Genomic DNA, 20,766 nt, shown 5'->3' on the forward strand with positions numbered 1-20,766 from the left:
GTGCTTAAATATTATATATCAAACCGTCCCGTTTAGCAAATATTCCCGCTTGTGTTCACATATATTTTACCAGTGCGCCCCTTTCCGGCCGTCCCAAACACTCTGCCCGCAGGACGGCCCTTTGCCCGGCGCGCGAATGGAAGCATGAAGGACGGTTGGAAACATGGAATATCGTGCTGAGGGAGCACAGCGCTTCCCCACAAGCTACACTCTGGACGCCCTGCGCCGCGCCATGGCTGCGGGCGACATCCTGGAGAGCCGTGCGCTCTCCTTCGACAGCGAAAAGCGTCTGCATTTCCGGCTGGGCGAGATCGAAGCCATAATGCCCTACGAGGAATGCGCCGACGGTGTGCGCGAAGGCGCGGTGCGCGACATCGCGCTGATCACACGCGTGGGAAGGCCCGCGTGCTTTACGGTCATGGAGATTGACGAACAGGGGGCCGCGCCTGTGGCGCTGCTCTCACGCACACAGGCGCAGCAGCGCTGTAAAGCCGAGTATCTCGACCTGCTTCTGCCCGGCGACATCCTGCCCTGCCGGGTGACGCATCTGGAGAGCTTCGGTGCCTTTTGCGACATCGGCTGCGGGGTCCCGGCTCTTCTTCCCATCGACTGTATGTCCGTGTCCCGTATTCAAAGCCCGGCCGACCGTGTGCACGAAGGCCAGGATATCCTGTGTGCCGTAAAAAGCCGGGACACCGAAGGGCGTATTGTGCTGACGATGAAAGAGCTGCTGGGCACCTGGCTGGAAAACGCCGCCGCCTTTGCCGCCGGTGAAACAGTGGTCGGCCTGGTGCGCAGCGTGGAGCCCTACGGTGTGTTCGTAGAACTCGCCCCAAATCTCGCGGGGCTGGCCGAGGCCGCTCCAGGGCTTGACTGCGGCCAACTGGTGAGCGTATATATCAAAAGCATCATTCCCGAAAAAATGAAAATCAAGCTGGTGGTGCTGCATGCTATGCGGGACGAGACCTTCGCCTTTCCGCTGGAATACCGCCTGCACGCCGGACATATCGGGCGGTGGATATACTCCGTGCCGGGCGCGGCCCGCGTGATAGAAACGATATTCGATGGCTGAAAGCCTTGCCGCGCAGTGCTGCCTCACTGCCGCGGCGTTGTTTTTCCTCGCCTTATCCGCCGTCTTTCGCTTTACTTTTCGGCCCCGGCGCGGTATGATTAAAATAAAGTATCGCATCCTTGCACAAAGGATATCACCGGGAGGGACACCATGGCGGGAAACGCTTTTACCGCCGGCGTAAAGCCGGGCGGGCTCACTACATCCACCGAAATACGCATCCTGCTGTGCTATCTGATCCAGCACGCGGGCACGCCCCTCTCCCAGGGAGAGCTGGAGACCGCACTGCTTGGCGAAGAGCTTGTGAATTATTTTGAGCTTGCCAGCAATCTTTCAGATCTGCTGGAACAGGGCTTCGTGCGCGAGGAAAACGGGCGTTATACCATTCTGCCCGCGGGCGCGGACATCGCTGAAGCGCTGGCCGACGACGTGCCCCGCAGCGTACGGGACGCGGCCGTGCGCGCCACTCTGGCCGCGCAGCAGTTTGCACGCAAAGAGGCCCAGCATCACGCTCAGATCACGCCCGCGGCCTCCGGAACGGGTTACAATGTGCAATGCAGCATCCGCGATATGGAGAGCGACGTATTCTCCTTCTCCCTTTACGTTCCGGATAAGCTGACGGCCAAACTGGCCCGCGCGCAGTTTATTGAAAACGGAGACGGCATCTATAAGCTGATGCTGGCTGCGCTGACGAGCAACGACGCGCTGGTTGCGGAACTTCTGAAAAAGAGCACGAATCTTTGAGCCGTGCGGCACAGGCAAAACCACACCGGCGGGAAAAATCCCGCCGGTTTTTGCCGCGGAACAAAAGCATGTCCTTTGCCGGCCCTATATTCCCAAGCCGCCCGCAGCTTTTCCTCCTGTTCCTCCTTCCCCTATTGACAAAACCGTTCCGGCCTGTTAATATGAAGTCAACTTCATAAGAAGTAAGCTTCACATCCGGAGGAACGCATGAAAACAAAACTGAAAGAGCTGCGCACCGCCGCAGGGCTTACGCAGCAGCAGCTTGCCGACCGGACGCATGTTTCCAGCCGGACGATCATCTCCATCGAAAAAGAACAATACAGCCCCTCGCTGATGTTGGCATACCGGCTGGCACTGGTGTTCGGCGTGACCGTGGAGGAATTGTGCTGTCTTGCGGAAAACAAGAGCATGGAGGACGCTGTGTATGAAAACCTGTAAACATTTGACCTATACCCGGAAAATTCAATGGCGCATCCGCGCTCTTTGGCTGCTGCTTACCGGAATGCTCGTGTACATGGTGCTTATCGCGGAGCTTGGCGGCGGAGACTCGCGCACGATGACGCCGCTTGCCGACAAATTCAGCCGCATCGTGTTCTTCGGCGGGCTGGGCTATGTCATCGGACGTATTTGCAAAAACAAACAGCTGCTGCGAAGCAGGCAGCTTCTGCAGCAGCAGATGAAAACGGAACTGGACGAACGCAACCAGTATCTGCACGACAAAAGCGGCGGCATTGTGGCGGACATCCTGCTCGCCATCCTGCTCTTTGTCACGCTCACCGCGTCGATGTTCGACATGGCGGCTTTTTACACGGCATTTTCCGTGCTGGCCGCCGCCATCCTTCTGAAAGCTGCGACGTACTGGTTTTACAGCCGTCAGGGCGGTGAACGCCCGCTCTGATGATCCTGGTAAACCCGGCGGCACGCTTCCGAATCCGGAAACGTGCCGCCGGGTTTTGTTTTTTCGGCTGTTCTTTATTTCCACAGTCCGGGCCGCTGTTTTAAAGCCTGGGCGGCACCTGTGCGGCCGCCTCGTCCTCAAGGCGGCGCAGCAGCGCCTGCACGGCCTGCACGGCTTTTGCAAGGGGTGCTTTCTCCTTTACCGTCTTATCCCTTGCGGCGAGTTCAAAGCAGCCTTCTGCGCAGTTGCGCGGGCTGACGATCACGCGCACGGGTATGCCCAGCAGGTCCGCGTCTGCAAACATCACGCCGGCGCTCACGGTGCGGTCATCGTACAGCACCTCTACACCGTTTTTCTGCAGCGATGCGTACAATGCATCCGCCGCCGCTTTTGTTCCGGCGTCATCCGCCCGCAGGCAGCACAGATGCACCTGCCAGGGTGCGATGGCCAGCGGCCAGACGGGGCCGTGGTCGTCGTGCCGGACCTCGCACACGCATGCGGCCAAGCGGCCCACGCCGATGCCGTAGCACCCCATTACAGGCGTTTTTTCCGTACCGTCCGCATCAACATAACGCATGCCCATGGCCTGTGTATACTTGGCGCCCAGCTGAAAGATATTGCCCACCTCTACGCCGCGGGACACCCGAATGGCAGGCCTGCCGCACACCGGACACACACCGCCGTCCGGCAACTTGGCAAAATCGTGATATTCCACCGTTCCGCAGTCCCGTTCAAGCTGCAGGCCCGTACTGTGGAATCCCTGCCGGTTTGCCCCGCAGACGAGATTGCCCGTGCCCTGCAGGGATGTGTCATACAGCACCGTCATCCCGCCGCACAGCCCCACCGGACCGATAAAGCCCGCGCAAAGGCCACTTTCCGGCGTAATAGCCGCCGGCCGGACATCGCAGCCCAGATAATTGGTCAGCTTGGTCTGGTTCGCCTCCAGGTCGCCCCGCAAAAACAACACCACATAGCTGCCATCCGTCTCCTTTTGGTATACCACAGCCTTGCAGCACTGCGCGGGTATGACATGCAAAAAGGCGCACAACGCCTCAATGGTGTGCGCGTCCGGCGTTTCCACCGTCTGCAGCGGCTGCAAAACTGCGGGCGGCTCATTGTGCGCCACACAGGCCGCAGCCTCCACATTGGCACGGTAGCCGCAGGCGCCGCACACCGCCACGGAATCCTCCCCGGCGGGCGTCAACAGCATGAATTCATGGGAAAGGCTGCCGCCCATCATGCCGGAATCCGATGCAACGGAAACCACCTCCGGCAGGCCTGCCCGGGCAAAAATGCGCTCGTAGGCGCGGTGGCAGCGCGCGTAATAACGTTCCAGGTCCTGCTGGGAAGTATGAAAAGAATATGCGTCCTTCATCGTGAATTCCCGCACACGGATGAGGCCGCCGCGGGGACGGGCCTCATCGCGGAACTTGGTCTGGATCTGATAGATCATAAAGGGATACCGCGCAGCCGTCCGGCCGTATTCCCGCACGAGCTGCACAGCGGCTTCCTCGTGTGTCATGCCCAACACCATGGGAGTGCCTGTGCGGTCTTGGAAACGCAGCAGCTCGCTTCCCACGCTCACATATCGGCCCGATTCCTCCCACAGCGCGCCGGGCAGCACCACAGGCATGGACACCTCCTGTCCTTCAATCGCATCCATCTCTTCGCGGATGATCTGCTCCAGCTTGCGGGTGACGCGGCGCAAGGGCGGATACTGGGAAAAGATACCGTTTGCGACGCCTTTCATATAACCGCCGCGCACCATCAGCGCGTGGCTTTCGATGACACAGCCCGCAGGCCGTTCCCGAAAACGTTCCCCCACCAATTTGTCCAGCTTCATATTCGGCTCCTCCTTTGTGTTCGGCCGGGCCGGACGGTTCCCGCATACTGCAAAAAACGCCCCGGGCCGGCTGGTTAACAGTCGGCTCAGGGCGAACAGAATGTCCGTGGTACCACCTGAGTTCGGGAAATATCCCGCGCTCCGCCGCACACGGCGCAAAACGCCGGATGCGTTCCCCGGGTAACGGTGGGGGACCGGCACAGCTTAATGAGGACAGGCCCGTTCGCTGCGCGGCTCAAGGAGGGGTTCCGCGGGCCTTCCGGGAGGATTCTCACCAGCCATCCTCTCTCTGCGCCATCCAGCCGCGCTTACTGTTTCCTTGTCATCGCCATCTTGCTGATTCAATTTACCGCCGCTGCGCTGCGCAAAGCCATAAAGGAACGGAAGCGCAGGCCATCGCTTCTGCGGCTGTTTCTATCAGATTATCACACCGCGGGCCGCGCGTCAAGCCTATTTACCCTGCGTACCGCCTTCTACCACGCCGCGGCCCGCAAGCACATTGAAAATGGTCTTGAAAAAAATCTTCATATCCAGCACAAAGTTTACATGTGCCGCATAATAACCGTCCAGTTCCGCCTTGACGGGAATGGGCAGCTCGTCCCGGCCATTCACCTGCGCGTAACCTGTCAGGCCGGGCACCAGCGCGTTTGCCCCGTATTTATCCCGCTCTGCAATCAGGTCTGCCTGATTCCAAAGCGCCGGACGCGGCCCGACGACGCTCATCTGCCCGGCCAGGATATTGAACAGCTGCGGCAGTTCATCCAAACTGGTTCGCCGCAAAAAGCGCCCGCTGCGCGTGATCATCGCCTCCGGGTTCTGCAGCAGATGCGTGGGCACGTCATGAGGCGTATCGGCATACATGGAACGAAATTTAAGAATGCTGAACAGACGCTTGTCGCGGCCCACCCTTTTCTGGCGGAAAAAGACAGGGCCCTTGGAATCCAGCTTGACCCACGCCGCCAACACCAACAGCAGCGGCGAAAGCACGATGGTGCCCGCCAGTGCCAGCAGAAAATCCAACACACGTTTCACAACGCTTTTATACATCGGCTGCGCTCCTTAGTCGTAGTTATTTTCCGCATGATGGAACGTCGGCACCAGATCGATCAGCGCCTGCACCAGGTTGTCGCTGTTGTTGCTGTAAGCGATCTGCTTAAGCGTGGTCAGATGGTCGAAAAAGGTATCTTTATTGAGCTTGAGCGGCGCACCGACAAAAATCTTCTTATTATCTGTCTGGCGCAGGCCTTCCTCATCCATCAGCAGCTCCTCATACAGCTTTTCGCCGGGGCGAAGGCCTGTGAACTTGATTTCGATATCGCGGTACGGGATGAAGCCCGACAGCTTGATGAGGTTTTCAGCCAGATCCAGAATTTTGACAGGGTTGCCCATATCCAGCACGAAAATATCTCCGCCGTTGCCCATGGCCCCGGCTTCCAGAACAAGACGCACCGCCTCGGGGATCGTCATAAAATAGCGCACGATGTCCGGGTGTGTAACGGTGACCGGCCCGCCCGCCGCGATCTGCTCTTTGAACAGCGGCAGAACCGAGCCGTTGGAACCAAGCACATTGCCGAAGCGCACCGCTACAAATTTGGTTTTGCTTTTCTGCGCCAGCGCCTGGACGATCATCTCGCACAGGCGTTTTGTCGCACCCATCACGTTGGTGGGATTCACCGCCTTGTCCGTCGAGATGAGAACAAAACGCCCCACACCGTATTTGTCCGCCGAAAGCGCCACATTGTAGGTGCCGAACACGTTGTTTTTGACGGCCTCCTCCGGCGCGTCCTCCATCAACGGCACATGTTTATGCGCCGCTGCATGGAACACCACGTCCGGCTGATAGCGCGCGAACAGGCGGTCCACCTTTTTGGAATCGCGCACAGAGGCGATGCATACATCCAGCTTGAGCGCACTGCCGTAGCGGCGCTTCAGCTCCTGCTGGACGGAATAGGCGCTGTTTTCATAAATATCCACAATGATGAGCCGCTTTGGCCCGCAGGCCGCGATCTGGCGGCACAGCTCCGAACCGATGGAACCGCCGCCGCCCGTCACCATCACGACCTTACCGGAGACAAGGGTGTTCGTCAGGTCTGTTAATTCAATCTGCTCACGTCCCAGCACGTCCTCCACACGCACGTCCCGCACGCGCGAAAGCACGTCCTTCCCGCCGTTGGCGATGAGCTGTACGATATCCGGCAGGATGCGCACGTTGCACTTTGTCTTGTTGCAGATGCTCAGGATGCGCCGCTTGTTTTCGTCATCCACCGTTGGGATGGCGAACAGGATGGTCTCGATCTCGCAGCGCTCCACAAGCTCCGGGATATCCTCCGTAGTTCCCATGATCTCAATGCCCATGATGGAACGCCCCACCTTTTCCGGGGCGTCGTCCACGCAGCAGATGATGTTCATTTCAGGGGATTTGTTTTTTGCAAACTCGTGCAGCAGCGTGCTGGCCGCGTCGCCCGCGCCGATGAGCAGCGTGCGGCGGTTGGCCCTTGCCCGCTTTTTCAGCGTTGTGTTCCGGTACATGCGGTACGTCAGGCGCGAGTACAGCGTCAGCGACGAGGCAAACAGTGCGCTGAGCGCATAAACGGACCGTGGCACCCCCCGTTCCTCCCACCACAGCAGCAGCGTCACCACGACAAAAATCGACACCGCGACGGCCGACGCCACACACAGGCGGAAGAACTCCACGATCTCGGCATAGCGCCACAGGCTGTCGTACATGCCCATCAGGCCGTAGACAATCTCATAGCAGCATACAAAGAAAAAACAGCTGGAGATCAGCAGGCTGTTGTATTCGGAAAACGAGGTGCGCCCCGTGATGAGCGCCCATGGCAGCATATACGACACCGTCACCACAACGACGTCGAACGCGATCAATATCTGCTTTCGGAACCGCTGTGCAAAGGCGGAAATATGGCTCAGCAAAATTTCATCACCAATCTTTATTTACATCCTGCCCTTTTGCAGGCCCGGCGGTACGCCTGCAAAGCGCGGCGTCCGGACGGCCCTGTGCGGGGCGGCGCGCGGAAACAGCCTCCGCGCCGCTTGATTCTTTCCTATTTTACACCATTTTCTCTCAATAATCAATGTTGGCATAAAATGCGCGCCGCAAACGCCGGAAGGGGCCGCGCCATATCCGGCGCGGCCCCGTGGAAAATATTATAGAATAATGCAGATAAGCCCCGAACAGCCTTCGTTGATAACGCGCTCAATGGTCTCCTGCAGACGTGTGCGCGCTTCGGAGGGCATATGCAGCAGCTTGTTCTGCAGCCCCTCGTTGACAAGCTCATGCAGGCTCTTGCCGAAGATATTGCTCTGCCATATCTTGCCCGGGTCCTCCTCGAAATCAGCAAGCAGGCTCTTGACAAGCTCTTCCGACTGGCGTTCGCTGCCCACGATGGGCGCGACCTCTGTGGATATCTCGGTCCGTATCATATTGATGGACGGCGCGCTGGCCCGCAGGCGTACGCCGTATCGTCCGCCCTGATGGACGATCTCCGGCTCTTCCAGCGTCAGCTCGTCGATGCCCGGCATCACAATGCCATAGCCCGTGGCGTTCACCTCGTCCAGCGCGCTTTTGATCTTTTCGTACTGCGTTTTGATGCGCGCCAGATTGATGATGCACGGCATGAGGCTTGCTTCGTCGCATATCTCAAGCCCCGTTGTCTCTCCCAACACTTTGTAAAAGATATCGTCCTGCAGCTCCAGCGCCATAGTGGCGCAGCCCGTGCCCAGGTCTATGAACTTCATCTTGCTGGTCTTGACATATGGACACTCCACGGTCCGCGGCGAGGATGCGATGTCCTTCATCACGCTGGTGCCCGCCGCAAACTCCTGTACCGCTGTATATACAGCCTCCTGCAGCCAATGTCCGTGATCCAGCATCGTGACCCATTTGGGCATCGAAAACGCGATCTCTTTGAGCGGGAACTCAAACAGCACGTTCTTGAGGATCTCGGTGATGGTCTCCTCCGTCAGCTCCACACAGCTCACGGGCATGACGGTACGGCCGTATTTTTTGCTCAGCTCCTCGGCCAGAGTCATGCTCTCCAGCGACTCCGGCGCGACGCAGTTGAGCAGAATGATAAACGGCTTCTGGATGGCCTCCAGCTCCTGAATGACGCGCTCCTCGGCCTTCTCGTAGCCGCTGCGTGGGATATCGCTGATGGAACCGTCCGTGGTGACGACAAGGCCGATGGTGGAATGCTCACAGATGACCTTTCTCGTGCCGGTTTCCGCCGCTACATCGAAAGGGACCTCTTCGTCGAACCAGGGGCTTTTCACCATGCGGGGCTTTTCATTTTCCTCGTGACCCATGGCGCCGGGCACCATGTAGCCCACGCAGTCGATGAGACGTGTGCGGAAGGAGGCGCCGTCCTCAAGGTCGATGGAGACCGCCTGTTCGGGCACGAATTTCGGCTCGGTCGTCATGATGGTTCGCCCAGCGGCGGATTGCGGCAGTTCGTCGCGCGCCCGCTGGCTGAACGCCTCGCTCTGGATCTCGGGCAGCACCATCAGTTCCATAAAGCGTTTGATGAAAGTGCTTTTGCCCGTGCGCACCGGCCCGACGACGCCGATGTAGATGTCGCCGCCTGTACGAGTGGCGATGTCTGTATAAAGATTGCAATGATCCATCCTGTTTTCTCCCCTCTCCTCAAGTAGCCGACGGTATCAGCAGGCGCTGCGGCGCTTCCAGGATGCCCGAGCCGGTATCGTTCGCGGCCGCAATAGCCTCCGGCGAAGCCGCATACCGCTTTGCGATATCGAACATATCCTCGCCTGCCTGTGCAAAATAGATGCGCAGAGCGATATCCCCGTCGTCCCGCACCAGCGGCGACGTGCACTGCACGTCGGCCAGCACCGTCTGTGTGGAGCGGAAGCTGACGATGCCCCGCACCGTCAAAACAATAGCCGCGCTGGTATCGTCCCCCACCTTGCGGGCCGAAACGCTGCCCACCGACGGATAGCACTGGGCGATCACGTCCGCCGCAGGCCGCGGATAACGGCGCGGCAGCGTATATTCACACACCTTGTCGTAGCAGTCTATCTCTTCCAGCGCATTGATGCACAGCAGATGCGCCATCACACGGCCGCGCAGCACCGCCTCGCCGTCCTGTTCGATGACCTCCATAGGCAGCGGCGTCGCCATCACATCAATGATGCGCGCGTTCTCGTCCGGCAGTTGGCCTGTGGTGACAGCCTCCACCTGCTGGGTAAACACGTCGGCAACCTCCTCCAGCGCCACCTGCTGCTGCGTGAGCACGGTCTCGCTTTCGGTGGAAAACGCGTCGCTTACCGCCATGTATTCCACCGGGCGGTACACCTTGACGTACAGCGCTGCCGTGGCGGAGATGGTGTTCTCACCCTCATCCTCGCCGGAGCCTCCCGTGATGGTGCAGCCTGTGGGCTGCACCACTGCAAAACACTGGCAGTCCTCGGCCGCGCCCTCTACATCCAGTATCTCATTGAAAGGTATCTGCCGCGTGGTGTGTACCAGTGTGTGGCCGGGAGCCGTGCGGTATACCACTTCCGCGCGGATCTCGCCTTTGAGCACCGCCTTTCCGGAAACGAGCTTTACCTCGTTCACTGCGCCGGTGCACTGGGTACTGAGCACCATCTCCGGAGGCGCGTCAAACGCAATGCTTTCCTCAGCCGTGATAAGTTTTTCCTGCGATCCCACCGTCTTGCTGCCCGTGAGCGACGTTGTGCGCTGCTGGATGCCGCCGCCGGCCAGCGCGGTAATTACCTCCCCTTGTGCCTCGGCCACAGCCTCGATGGACAGAGCGAACGCGCCCCGGACGTCCACGCGTCGCTGGTTGACCGCCCGGCAGTTCACATACTCCGTCTCTCCCGAGACAAGCACGGTCGCCGGGCCCCAGCTTCCCGGCTTCACATCCACCTGTTTTGTGAACGGCAGCTTTTGTTCCGCCTGACACAGACTTTCGTCCCCTTCGGACTGGTAATATACCACGCACCGCAAATAACCGTCTACCGTGAGCCTGCCCGCCGTGACCTGCTTTTGCAGCACCACAAGATAAACAAAGCACTTGACGATCTTGAACACCTGCGGCAGGTAGTCCGGGATGAGCATTTCGGTCTCCACCGGGAGTTCCAGTTTTGTATCGCAGATGCTTTCCGCCGCGGTGACGGTATCTTTGTACACCTTTAATTCCATACGGCCTCGTCGCCCCTTTCGCTGTTCTAACTCATCTATATGAAGCGGTGCGGCGATGTATGCGAAAAAAACAAAAACGCCCGGTGCGCGGCACAGCGGAAAGCATGCGCTTTTCCGTGGCCGCCCACCGGGCGTTTCCATCCCGCGCGCCACCCGTTTTCCGGAGGCGCGCCTGCATGGGTTCAGCTTTTTTTAATCTTGAAGATCGCCCTCAAAATACCGGACAGGCACTTCGGGCTTTTCCATACCACAACTTGCATCTCGGCACCTCGCTTTCCCCCGCATTGGGGCGCGGGTGCGGGCGCACCCGAACTCCCCTGCATTACTATATACAAAACAGGGGCAAAATGTTACCCGCGCGGCGGCTCCTTTCGCGAGAGCACCAGATAGATCATGCCCGCGGAAAACCGGAGCGTTGCCGTTTCGGCGGCGAACTCGTTGCTCACGCCGATGGGGAACGCATGTGTGAGCGTATAATCGTGCAGCGGATATTTCAGCCCCTCCAGCGTAACACCAGGCGCCTGCTCCCCGGCGCTGAAAATGGAGAAATACCACCCCGGCCGCGCCTGGATGCGGTGTGTGCCCGGCAAAAGGGCGGTCACCTCATTGTCCGTATCCGCCAGTGTCGCACACACTCCGTTTTTTGCCAAAAACACCAGCGTTTGCAGGTTGGCCAGCGTATGGTCCAGCCGCGCGCCTCCCAAACCGCCCACGATAACGACATCCGTCGCGCCCAGCTCCAGCGCCTTGCGGGCGGCGTAATAGGTATCGGTATCATCCTTTTCCGCCGGGAGGAACACCGTCTTTGCACCGGCCTCCGGACGCGGCGCACTGTCGTAATCGCCCAACAGAAGATCCGGCTCCACACCAACGCGGCAGGCATTTTCATAGCCCGCGTCGGCGGCAATGACATAGTCTGCGTCCGCCCACCAGCTGTGCAGCTCCGGCGCCGCCGGCAGGCCTGCAAAGATCACACATTTCATGCCTGCTTTCTTCCTTTCCATCTGCGTGCTGCACACAGGAAAGGAGCGGCAGATCACATCTGCCACTCCTTGACTTCTTTCGCCTCGTTGTACAGCGTCACATAGCTTTCATAACGCGTTTTGTCGATCTCTCCCGCTTCCAGCGCCGCGCGCACAGCGCAGCCCTTTTCCACGGTGTGAGAACAGCCTGTGAATTTACATTGGCCGAAGTAGCGCTCCACCTCGGGAAACGCAAACTGCAGGTTTTCTTTCGGAATGTACGCGGCCCGCTCCATCTCCAAGCTGGCAAAGCCCGGTGTGTCGGCCACAAGGCCGCCGCAGCTTTCGTAAAGCACCACCTCACGGGTGGTATGGCGGCCGCGGCCCAGCTTCTGGCTGATTTCTCCTGTTTCCAGCTCGTGCCCGGGCAGCAGGGCGCTGAGCAATGTAGATTTGCCCACCCCGGAGTTGCCGCAGAACACGCTCAGCCTGCCGTCAAGCCGGGCGCGCACCGCGTCCAGCCCCTCGCCTGTCCCGGCGTTCACACACAGCACGGGAATATCCGAATGGGCATAACAGGCAGCCAACGGCTGCGCGTCCTGGAGATCTGTTTTTGTAATGACAAGCACAGGCTGTGCCCCCTTATCCACCGCAATGGCGGACAGCTTGTCGATGACCAGCGTACTGGGCACCGGCTGCACCGTGCTCACCACAATGAAAAACTGATCTACATTTGCCACAGGGGGCCGGACGAACACATTTTTACGCGGCAGGATATCCGCGATGACGGGCGCGCCTCCGTCCGTTTCCAGACGGACGATATCTCCCGCCACCGGCGTGATGCGCTTTTTGCGGAAGATTCCTTTCGGCTTGCATTCCACAAGCGAACCGCCCGTCTTCACATAATAAAACCCGCCGATGCCCTTTACGATATAGTTGTCAAACATCCGCAGCACCTCGCGCCGTTACGGCAGTGTCCCGTCGGACGGTACCGGCGGCGCCGTTGAGCCGGAAGTCACAGGCGGCTGCTCCGAGCCGGAATGCGGCGGCTCCGTTGAACTGGATGCCGATGTCTCTGAGCTGGAGGACGGCGGCGTTGAACTGGACGGCGGCGTTTCCGAACCGGATGACGGCGGCGGCGAGCTGGAACTCGACGATTCCTCCGAATCGGATTCCGATTCAGGAGGTGCCGGAGGCGGTGCCACCACGGGCGGCGGACCGGATGAAACGGTGACCGTTACCACCGTACCGCGCATCACCATAGCACCCGCGTTCGGAGATTGAGCGATCACCGTGCCTGCCGGAGACGCATCCTCTACCGTAATGACCCGCATTGCCAGGCCGCGCTGTGTCAGGCGGAGGCTCGCCTGCTGTTCCGACGTAGAACCGATGCAGGCAGGGACAGTAACATAAGACACTTCTGTGCTGTCACGGCGGATATACAGCGTCACCGTGGTGCCTGCCTTGACCACACTGCCCGCGGCAGGGTCTGTGCGCACAACGCAGTCCACCGGAACATCCGTGGTCTCTTCGGGCTTGATGAGCAGCGTCAGGTTCAGCGCACGCAGCTTTTCCCGTGCGGTATCTTTGTTCCAGCCCGCAAGTTCCGGAACGGTCACCATTTCAACGCCCTTGCTCACTTTTGCCACAATGCGGGAGCCCTCTTTCACCTGGCGCGGCGCACGGGGATTCTGGTCCACGATCTCCCCCACCGGCGCCTCGTCGTCAAATACTTCTTCTTTTTCCAGTACAAAGCCGCTGTACGCCGCGTCGTCTTTCACGTCTGTCCAGCGCGTACCGATCAGGTTCGGCAGTTCCACATCTTCTTTCACGTCAAACAGGCCGTTTTCGGAAGTGCTGAACATCCAGTAGATCGAAACGGCGGAGCATATCACCACCGCCAGTGTCAAGAGCGAAATATAAAACAGTGCGTAATGCCGTCTCTTCTGTTTGCGTGCCTTTTGATGCGGCACAGCTTTCTGCTCGGCGGCCGGCTGCGCATGATATGCGGCCTCCGGTGCGGCGGAAAGCTCCGGAAGCCCTTCCGGCTCGTCCGGCAGCTCCAACTCTCCACCGGCATCTGCGTCCGCCTTTCCGGCGTCCTCCGCATCCTCCGAAGCGACGGGGACCTGTTCCGCCGGCGCGGCATTCTCTTTGCCTTCGGAATCCTCCCCGGCCTGTACGTCCGCTCCCTCTTCAATTTCCGGAGCATTCGGCTTTGCAGCTGTTTTCCGCGGCGCTTCTTCTTTCGTTTGCGGCGCAGCGGCCCCACCAGCGTTATCCTGCGCCGCATCGCCGCTGCTTTCTGTTTCCGAAGCGCCGCTGGACATGCTCAAAGTCTCCCCGGTCAAAGCATTGTTTTCCGGTGCCGGCACCTGTGTGCTTTTCCCTTTTGCAGTTGCTTCCGTGTGCTCCGGTGTCTCGAGGAAGGGCTGCACGCCGTCCGCCTGCTGGATTTCTTCCTGCGGCGTTTTCTTTCTGGAAGCGGCTGCCGACGCCTGTACGTTTCCGTGTTCCGCGTTTTTTGCCGCTTTGCCTTTCTTTTTTGCCTGCCTTCTTGATGCCACTTGTTCTTTTTCCCCCGCTGATCAATCAATTAAACCGGGAGCGCGCGAAACGCGCTCCCGGCGCCTGAATGCAATAACGGCTCAGTCGCCCTCGCCCGACGGCGCGGACTGGGAAGGGTCCGGCGGTGTGGACGAAGGATCGTCCGGCTTTTTATAGTTGCCTCCAAACGTGCCGAAATCCAGGTCTCCGCTGCCGCCCGGAGCAAAATCAACAGCCTGCTCCGCCGTCGTACCGTCCGGCTTCTGCAGCGTGATCGTGCCCGTGCCCGTCGAAGTGACGGACCATTGATAGCTGGACGCCTGGCCCGCCGTGGGTGACCAGGGCTGTGGGTTGCCGCCGTTCAGCAGCAGCGTATAAGTGCCGCCCTCGTTGGTTTCATCCACAGCGATGTGCACATAGATCGTGCGCTCCTGCGCGCCCTTGGACACAACGATCGATACAGGGTCGTTCCATTTGGCGGGCGTGCCGCTGACCGGGTTTTGGGAGATGACGGCTCCCGCCGGTACGGTGTCGCTGTATTCCTCAGAATAACCGCCCAGCACAAGCTTCGCACTCCGGATCAGGTCCTGTGCCTCGCTCAGAGACGCCACACCCACAAGGTTCGGCACCGTAGTGCTCTTGTCCACCTCTTCCTGGCTGATGTAGACCGTGACGCTGCTGTTTTCCGTGTTCGCCTCCACCTGCGTACCGGAGACCGGGTCCGTGCGCAGGACGACGCCGCTCGCCTGCCCCTTGGGGACCGTTTCAGTCTTAAAAGTAGGCATTAGGCCTTTTTCCTTACAGGCGTTCAGCGCTTCGGCGCGGGACATACCGGAAAGGTCCGGCATCGTGACGATCTCCACGCCTCTGCTGATGGTGAGCGTGATCTTCGCGTTTTCCTTCACGCGCTTAGGGTCGGAAGCCGTCTGCGCACGCGGGTACTGGTCGCATACGACACCAGCCGCGTACTCTGTATTATATTCCTCTTCCGTCTGAAAAATGAATTTTGAATCCGGATATTTTTCCTGGATCTCCGCCTGCGTCAGGCCGATGAAGTTGGGCAGGTCCACATCCATACTCTGGCTGAACATACCGTTGCCCTCATATTTAAAGATGAGGAACACCAGGATCGCCGCGCCGATGAGAAATGCCGCCGCCATTCCCGCAAGAATGGGCAGCGCCAGCCGCTTCTTGGTTTTTGTGCCGCCGCGGGCGGCAGGCCGCGCGCCTGTTCGGGGACGCTGCTGGCCTCCAGACTGTTTCGTAGCCGTTTTGTTCACCACTTTGTCGATGTACCGTGTGGGCGCTGTGTCCGTAAGGTACTGATATTCAAACTTCACACTGGGGTTGCGCTTGAACTCGTCGATGTCCGCCAGCATGGCCTGAGCGGAGGGATAACGTTCCCTCGGTTCCTTGGCCATGGCACGCTCGGTGATGGCCGCCAGCGCCTCAGGCACCGCGGGGTTCAGCTCCCGCAGGGGCGTGGCCGTATCCGCGATCTGCTTAATGGCCACGGACACCGGACTGTCGGATTCAAACGGCAGCTTTCCCGAAAGCATCTCGTACATCATCACGCCCACGGAATAGATGTCCGCCTTTGCGTCGGTGGTATCGCCCTTCGCCTGTTCGGGACTGATGTAATGCACCGAGCCGATGGCCTTATCGGTCATCGTCTGGTTCTCGCTACGGGAAAAGCGGGCGATGCCGAAGTCCATCACCTTGATGGTGCTGTCCGCCAGCAGCATGATGTTCTGCGGCTTGATGTCCCGGTGTACGATGCCCTTCTCATGGGCGTGCTGCAGCGCCGCCAGAACCTGTGTGATGAAGTGCAGCGTCTCTTTATACGTCAAAGGCTGGGCGCGGTACTCCATATATTCTTTCAGCGTGATGCCGTCGATATACTCCATCACGATAAATTGGAGCTTGTCCGTCACGCTGACATCGTATACCTTTACGATATTGGGATGATCCAGCACCGAAATCGCCTTGGATTCGTTTTTAAACCGCCGCACAAGATCCTCGTTGCCGCGGCATTCCTCCCGCAGGATCTTCACCGCCACAAGGCGGTTTTCCAAAAGGTCGGTGGCTTTGTAGACGTTGGCCATGCCGCCGGAACCGATCAGCTCCTCCAGTTGGTAACGGCCGTCCAGTTTTTTCCCGATCAAATTATCCATTGTTCTCCTCCACTGCCTCTACTTGCATCAGCAGGACCGTAATGTTGTCAAGGCCGCCGCCCTCCAGCGCCTTCTGCACCAGCGCGTCCGCCGCCTCATAAAAAGGCGTGCGCGCCAGCGTTTCCTCGATCTGCGGCACAGAAACGCAGTTGCTCAGCCCGTCGCTGCACAGCAGCAGGATGTCCCGGGGGCTCACTTCTTTTTCGCCGAAATCCGCCTCCACATCCCGTCCCACGCCCAAAGCGCGGGTGATGAGGTTCTTGCGCGGATGATTCTGAGCTTCCTCCTCCGTCAGCGCACCCTGCTCCACCATCTCCTGCACCATGGAATGGTCTTTTGTAAGCTGAAGCAGCTTGTTGTTGCGAAACAGATAAATGCGGGAATCGCCCACATGCACATACTGCGCAAGGCCTCCGCGCACCAGCGCGCATACAACAGTGGTGCCCATGCCGCTGAGCGAAGGCGTGCCCCGCGCCTTTTCATAAACGCTGCGGTTGGCCTGCTCCACGGCGCTTTCCAGCAGTGCGCGTCCGGCCTGCGGGGTGTGCGCCTCGTCAATACCCGCCTCGATGGCCTGCTGCAGCGCATCCACCGCCATGGTGCTGGCCAAGCGGCCGCCGCGCGCACCGCCCATACCGTCGCACACGGCACCCCAAACAGCGTCGTCCGGGCGGCGCCCCCCCCGGTAGCTGTCCTGGTTTTCGCTGCGCTGGCTGCCGATATCTGTTTTAGCGACAAGCTTCATGCGGTCGTTCCTCCTTTTGCCTCGCGGCGCAGCTGGCCGCAGGCGGCGCTGATGTCGGTGCCCAGGCGGCGGCGCACGGTGGCGTTGACGCCCAGCTCCGTCAGGAGCGTTTGAAAACGTTTGACGTTGGCGGCATCCGTAGCGGAATACGGCGAGCCGTCCACGGGATTGATGGGAATAAGGTTCACGTGCGCACCCATGCCCTTGATGAGCTGTGCCAGCCTGCGGGCCGTCTGCGGGCTGTCGTTCACGCCGTTCACCATTGAATACTCAAAGCTGACGCGGCGGCCGGTCTCCTGCTGGTAGTCCCGGCAGGCCCGGATGAGCTGTTCCACGGGATACACATCGTTGACCGGCATCATCGAACTGCGCATTTCATCCGTGGGCGCATGCAGCGAGACCGAAAGCGTCAGGCCAAGATGCCGTTCGGCCAGCTTGTAGATCATCGGCACGAGGCCGCAGGTTGAAAGGCTGATGTTGCGCATGCCGATGTTCACGCCATTCGGCGAAGAGATGATGGACAGGAAGTCCATGACATGATCAAAATTATCGAGCGGTTCGCCAATGCCCATGAGCACGATATGGGAAACGCGTTCTCCGGTATCCCGGGCAGCGGCGTATACCTCGTTTGCGATCTCACCCGCCGTGAGGTTGCGCACACGCCCGCCCTGCGTGGAAGCGCAGAAGCGGCAGCCCATGCGGCAGCCCACCTGTGTGGACACGCATACAGTATTGCCATAGGAATAGCGCATCAATACCGTTTCGATGCAATTGCCGTCCGGCAGGCGGAACAGGTATTTCACCGTACCGTCCTTCGATTGCTGGCGGCGCTCAGTCTCCAGCGTCTCGATGAAAAAGCGTTCTTCCAGCGCGGCGAGAAACGCCTTTGGCTGATTCGTCATTGCAGAAAAAGAGCGCGCCTGCTTTTCATGCAGCCATTTGAAAAGCTGTTTTGCGCGAAACGCGGGCTGCCCCATTTCCTTCACCAGTTCCGCAAGCTGCGGCTCGGTATATGAAGAGATTCCTGTCTGGTTCATTTTATCACAATCTTTCCAGAGATGCTATGAAAAAGCCGTCTGTTCCCGTGCGGAACGGGTAAAGTGTAAGAAAATCGTCATCTTTTGTCGTCCCCGGCAAAACACACTCCACACTGCGCGTACGAAACTCCGGATGCTCTTTCAAAAAGGGCCGGACGATACCGGCATTTTCATCCGGATTCAGCGTACAGGTAGAGTAGACGAGCCGCCCGCCCGGCCTCACATAGCGCGCGGCTGTCTCCAGAATCGCCCGCTGCAGCCGTACCAGTCCATCCAGGCCGTCCAGCGTTTTCTGCCGGATATCCGGCTTTTTCGCCAGCACACCAAGGCCGGAGCAGGGTACGTCGCACAGCACTGCGTCCGCGCCCGCAAACGCCTCATTGTAAACGGCGGCATCGTTGTGCAGCACGCGGCCGCAGGCCACGCCCAGCCGTTCCAGCGCGCCGCCGACCAGCGTCAGGCGGTTTTGAGCCGCGTCGCAGGAAACCAGCGTCCCCTTGTTCTCCATGTACTGCGCCAGCGTGGCGCTTTTGCCGCCGGGGGCCGCGCACAGGTCCAGCACGGTATCACCGGGCCTTGGCGACAACGCCGCGCAGGCAAGCTGGGACGCCTCACCCTGCACATGGAACAGGCCTTGCTTGAACAGCTTCAGCGCCGTAACGTCTCCCCTGCATTCCACATACAGGCTGTCCGGGACCGCGCCGCGTCGGGTGGCCATGCCCTGCCGGGCAAATTCCTCCTCCAGCGCCCCGATATCCGTTTGCAGCGTGTTCACGCGCACGCACAGGGGCGGCGGTGTGAAGCTGGCCTTCAAAATATCCTCACACTGGTCCGGGCAGCGCGTCTGCAGCAGCCCGGCGATCTGCGGCGAAACGCTGTACTCCACGCAAAGGCGCTCGGTCTCGTTGGAGTAATGTTCGACGGTGAGGTCGTAAGCGGCGGCGCGGCGCAGCACCGCATTGACAAGCCCCGCAGCGCTGGATTTCCCCATCTGCCGCGTGAGCGTGACGGATTCGCTGATGGCCGCGCGCACAGGCACGCTCTTCAGATAACGCGCCTGATACAGCCCGCTGCGCAGAATGGCGCGCACCGACGCATCCAGCTTTACCAGAGGCTTTTGCAGGAATTTCTGCAGGATATGGTCCAGCGTCACCATACGCTCTACGGTGCCGTAGAACACGGCGCTGAGAAATACCCGGTCCCGCGCTGTTCCGGTGAAGCCGTCCAGCGCATGGCGCAATACAAGGTTTGCGTAACCGTCCTGTTCCTGTTTTATCAGCGCGGCCACGGCCGCGCGGCGGGGATTCTCCATAGCTGCTCCTTTGATTCCCTGCCGCAGCCTCAAGCGGCACGTGCGCTGCGCGCATGCCTCTTTCTATATACGGCAAAAGCAGGAAATTTATTGCAATTTGCCGGCTTTGCGGTATGACCGCAAAGCCGCTTACGAACAGGGCATGCCCTGTTCGCCGCGCACGGCGCGGGGTTATTTTGAATGAAAAAGGGGCGTCTACGCGCTAAGAGCCGCGCTTTCAGCGCGGTTGCGCTCCGACACGCACCTGCGGGCGCAGTCGCCACCCCTTTTTCAAGCTTTTTCCCCGGGCATATCTTTTTCTTTCTTGCTTTTATACGGCAAAAGCAGGAAATTTATTGCAATTTGTCACCATTTGTAAACCGGCGGCCGGCGGCCCAGGCGCTGCCTTCCATGGGTCTGCTCCCCTCGGGCACTACTTCCAGAAGCGTCAGCGCGCCGGACGCACAGGCTACCTTCAGCGGTTTTGTGCTCAATATCTCACCCGGCGCGCCCGCGGCTGCATCGTCACACAAAGTGCGCAGCACTTTCACCTTTTTTCCGCCGTACTCAAAATATGCAACGGGCCACGGGTTCAAACCGCGGATGAGGTCGTGCAAACGGCGGGCGGGCGCGTCAAATCCGAAATGCGCCTGTTCTTTTGTAAGGGGCGGCGCCAGCGTGGCCTCGGCGTCATTCTGCGGCCGCGCCTGTGCCGTGCCCGCCGCGATATCCTCCATCGCCGCCAGCAGCGTGCGTGCTCCCTCCTGTGTGATGCGCTCAAACAGCTCGCCGGAGGTCTCGTTCTCGCCAATTTCCACCGGGGAGACCCGCAGGATATCGCCTGTGTCCAGGCCCTCATTTAAATACATAATGGAAACGCCGGTCGTCTTTTCGCCGTTGATAACAGCCCACTGCACGGGCGCAGCGCCCCGGTATCTGGGAAGCAGTGAAACATGCAGATTGATGCAGCCGTATTGGGGGATCGCAAGCACTTCCGGCGGCAGGATGCGGCCATAGGCCACCACCACGATCAGCTCGGGGGCAAGCGCACGGATGTTTTCCGCCTGCGCGGCGTCCCGCAGCGTCCCAGGCTGAAACACGGGGATGCCGTGCGCCATCGCTGTGCGCTTGACAGGCGGGGCCGTCAGCACCTGCTTGCGGCCGACAGGCTTATCCGCCCGCGTATAGACACCACATACCGTATGCCCTGCGTCAAGGATCGCCTCCAGCGCAGCAGCCGCGATATCGGGCGTACCCATAAACAGGATGTTCAAT

At 59.7% G+C, this 20,766-nt stretch carries 18 protein-coding genes and 1 other annotated feature; of the genes, 4 read left to right on the forward strand and 14 right to left on the reverse strand.

What is annotated here, in order from left to right:
- Positions 1 to 163: 163 nt before the first annotated feature.
- From TQ39_RS15510 to TQ39_RS15525, 4 genes are all read left to right on the forward strand, one after another.
- Positions 164 to 1,072, forward strand: coding sequence for a S1 RNA-binding domain-containing protein (locus TQ39_RS15510; RefSeq protein ID WP_050006218.1), 909 nt, complete (start codon positions 164 to 166; stop codon positions 1,070 to 1,072).
- A 150-nt stretch (positions 1,073 to 1,222) separates the two neighbouring features.
- Positions 1,223 to 1,813: a DUF4364 family protein gene (locus TQ39_RS15515; RefSeq protein ID WP_009325480.1), complete on the forward strand. Its 591-nt coding sequence runs from the start codon at positions 1,223 to 1,225 to the stop codon at positions 1,811 to 1,813.
- Between the two features lie 207 nt (positions 1,814 to 2,020).
- The gene (locus TQ39_RS15520; RefSeq protein WP_009325479.1) at positions 2,021 to 2,251 is read left to right on the forward strand and encodes a helix-turn-helix transcriptional regulator; all 231 of its coding nucleotides are present in this window, start codon (positions 2,021 to 2,023) and stop codon (positions 2,249 to 2,251) included.
- Positions 2,238 to 2,711, forward strand: a complete 474-nt coding sequence (locus TQ39_RS15525) for a hypothetical protein (protein WP_050006219.1) — start codon at positions 2,238 to 2,240, stop codon at positions 2,709 to 2,711. The genes TQ39_RS15520 and TQ39_RS15525 overlap by 14 nt, the downstream gene beginning before the upstream one ends.
- A gap of 100 nt (positions 2,712 to 2,811) precedes the next feature.
- On the opposite strand, the gene TQ39_RS15530 is transcribed toward TQ39_RS15525, so the two are convergent.
- The 14 genes from TQ39_RS15530 to fmt all read right to left on the reverse strand — a co-directional run bounded on the left by TQ39_RS15530 (position 2,812) and on the right by fmt (position 20,765).
- Positions 2,812 to 4,554 (reverse strand): proline--tRNA ligase, encoded by a 1,743-nt coding sequence (locus TQ39_RS15530; RefSeq protein ID WP_050006220.1) that lies wholly within the window; start codon positions 4,552 to 4,554, stop codon positions 2,812 to 2,814.
- Positions 4,555 to 4,638: 84 nt separating this feature from the next.
- Positions 4,639 to 4,889 (reverse strand) — a binding site (T-box leader).
- 115 nt (positions 4,890 to 5,004) lie between these two features.
- Positions 5,005 to 5,601: a sugar transferase gene (locus TQ39_RS15535; RefSeq protein WP_050006221.1), complete on the reverse strand. Its 597-nt coding sequence runs from the start codon at positions 5,599 to 5,601 to the stop codon at positions 5,005 to 5,007.
- Between the two features lie 12 nt (positions 5,602 to 5,613).
- Entirely contained in the window at positions 5,614 to 7,485 is a 1,872-nt protein-coding gene (locus TQ39_RS15540) for a polysaccharide biosynthesis protein (RefSeq protein ID WP_050006222.1), read from the reverse strand.
- 234 nt (positions 7,486 to 7,719) lie between these two features.
- On the reverse strand, positions 7,720 to 9,195 hold the full coding sequence (spoIVA, locus tag TQ39_RS15545; protein WP_050006223.1) for a stage IV sporulation protein A: 1,476 nt from the start codon (positions 9,193 to 9,195) through the stop codon (positions 7,720 to 7,722).
- A gap of 19 nt (positions 9,196 to 9,214) precedes the next feature.
- Positions 9,215 to 10,735 carry a DUF3794 domain-containing protein gene (locus TQ39_RS15550; RefSeq protein ID WP_050006224.1) on the reverse strand — a complete coding sequence of 507 codons (1,521 nt, stop codon included), beginning with the start codon at positions 10,733 to 10,735 and terminating at the stop codon, positions 9,215 to 9,217.
- 182 nt (positions 10,736 to 10,917) lie between these two features.
- Positions 10,918 to 11,058 carry a stage V sporulation protein SpoVM gene (gene spoVM, locus TQ39_RS22015; protein ID WP_133303751.1) on the reverse strand — a complete coding sequence of 47 codons (141 nt, stop codon included), beginning with the start codon at positions 11,056 to 11,058 and terminating at the stop codon, positions 10,918 to 10,920.
- A 27-nt stretch (positions 11,059 to 11,085) separates the two neighbouring features.
- Positions 11,086 to 11,718 carry a thiamine diphosphokinase gene (locus tag TQ39_RS15555; protein WP_040910458.1) on the reverse strand — a complete coding sequence of 211 codons (633 nt, stop codon included), beginning with the start codon at positions 11,716 to 11,718 and terminating at the stop codon, positions 11,086 to 11,088.
- Positions 11,719 to 11,771: 53 nt separating this feature from the next.
- Positions 11,772 to 12,644 (reverse strand): ribosome small subunit-dependent GTPase A, encoded by an 873-nt coding sequence (rsgA, locus tag TQ39_RS15560; RefSeq protein WP_009325455.1) that lies wholly within the window; start codon positions 12,642 to 12,644, stop codon positions 11,772 to 11,774.
- 18 nt (positions 12,645 to 12,662) lie between these two features.
- Positions 12,663 to 14,264 (reverse strand): PASTA domain-containing protein, encoded by a 1,602-nt coding sequence (locus TQ39_RS15565; RefSeq protein WP_050006225.1) that lies wholly within the window; start codon positions 14,262 to 14,264, stop codon positions 12,663 to 12,665.
- Between the two features lie 81 nt (positions 14,265 to 14,345).
- Positions 14,346 to 16,418, reverse strand: a complete 2,073-nt coding sequence (gene pknB, locus TQ39_RS15570) for a Stk1 family PASTA domain-containing Ser/Thr kinase (protein ID WP_009325453.1) — start codon at positions 16,416 to 16,418, stop codon at positions 14,346 to 14,348.
- Positions 16,411 to 17,163, reverse strand: a complete 753-nt coding sequence (locus TQ39_RS15575; RefSeq protein WP_009325452.1) for a Stp1/IreP family PP2C-type Ser/Thr phosphatase — start codon at positions 17,161 to 17,163, stop codon at positions 16,411 to 16,413. Before TQ39_RS15575 ends, pknB begins: the two co-directional genes overlap by 8 nt.
- Complete coding sequence (gene rlmN / locus TQ39_RS15580; protein ID WP_050006226.1) at positions 17,160 to 18,200, reverse strand: dual-specificity RNA methyltransferase RlmN; 1,041 nt, start codon at positions 18,198 to 18,200, stop codon at positions 17,160 to 17,162. The genes TQ39_RS15575 and rlmN overlap by 4 nt, the downstream gene beginning before the upstream one ends.
- A 4-nt stretch (positions 18,201 to 18,204) precedes the next feature.
- Entirely contained in the window at positions 18,205 to 19,512 is a 1,308-nt protein-coding gene (gene rsmB, locus TQ39_RS15585; RefSeq protein WP_050006227.1) for a 16S rRNA (cytosine(967)-C(5))-methyltransferase RsmB, read from the reverse strand.
- Between the two features lie 332 nt (positions 19,513 to 19,844).
- Positions 19,845 to 20,765 carry a methionyl-tRNA formyltransferase gene (gene fmt, locus TQ39_RS15590; RefSeq protein ID WP_009325449.1) on the reverse strand — a complete coding sequence of 307 codons (921 nt, stop codon included), beginning with the start codon at positions 20,763 to 20,765 and terminating at the stop codon, positions 19,845 to 19,847.
- Position 20,766: the final 1 nt, after the last annotated feature.

It is taken from the genome of Ruthenibacterium lactatiformans, from assembly GCF_000949455.1.
In the GTDB taxonomy this organism is placed as follows: Bacteria; Bacillota; Clostridia; order Oscillospirales; family Ruminococcaceae; genus Ruthenibacterium; species Ruthenibacterium lactatiformans.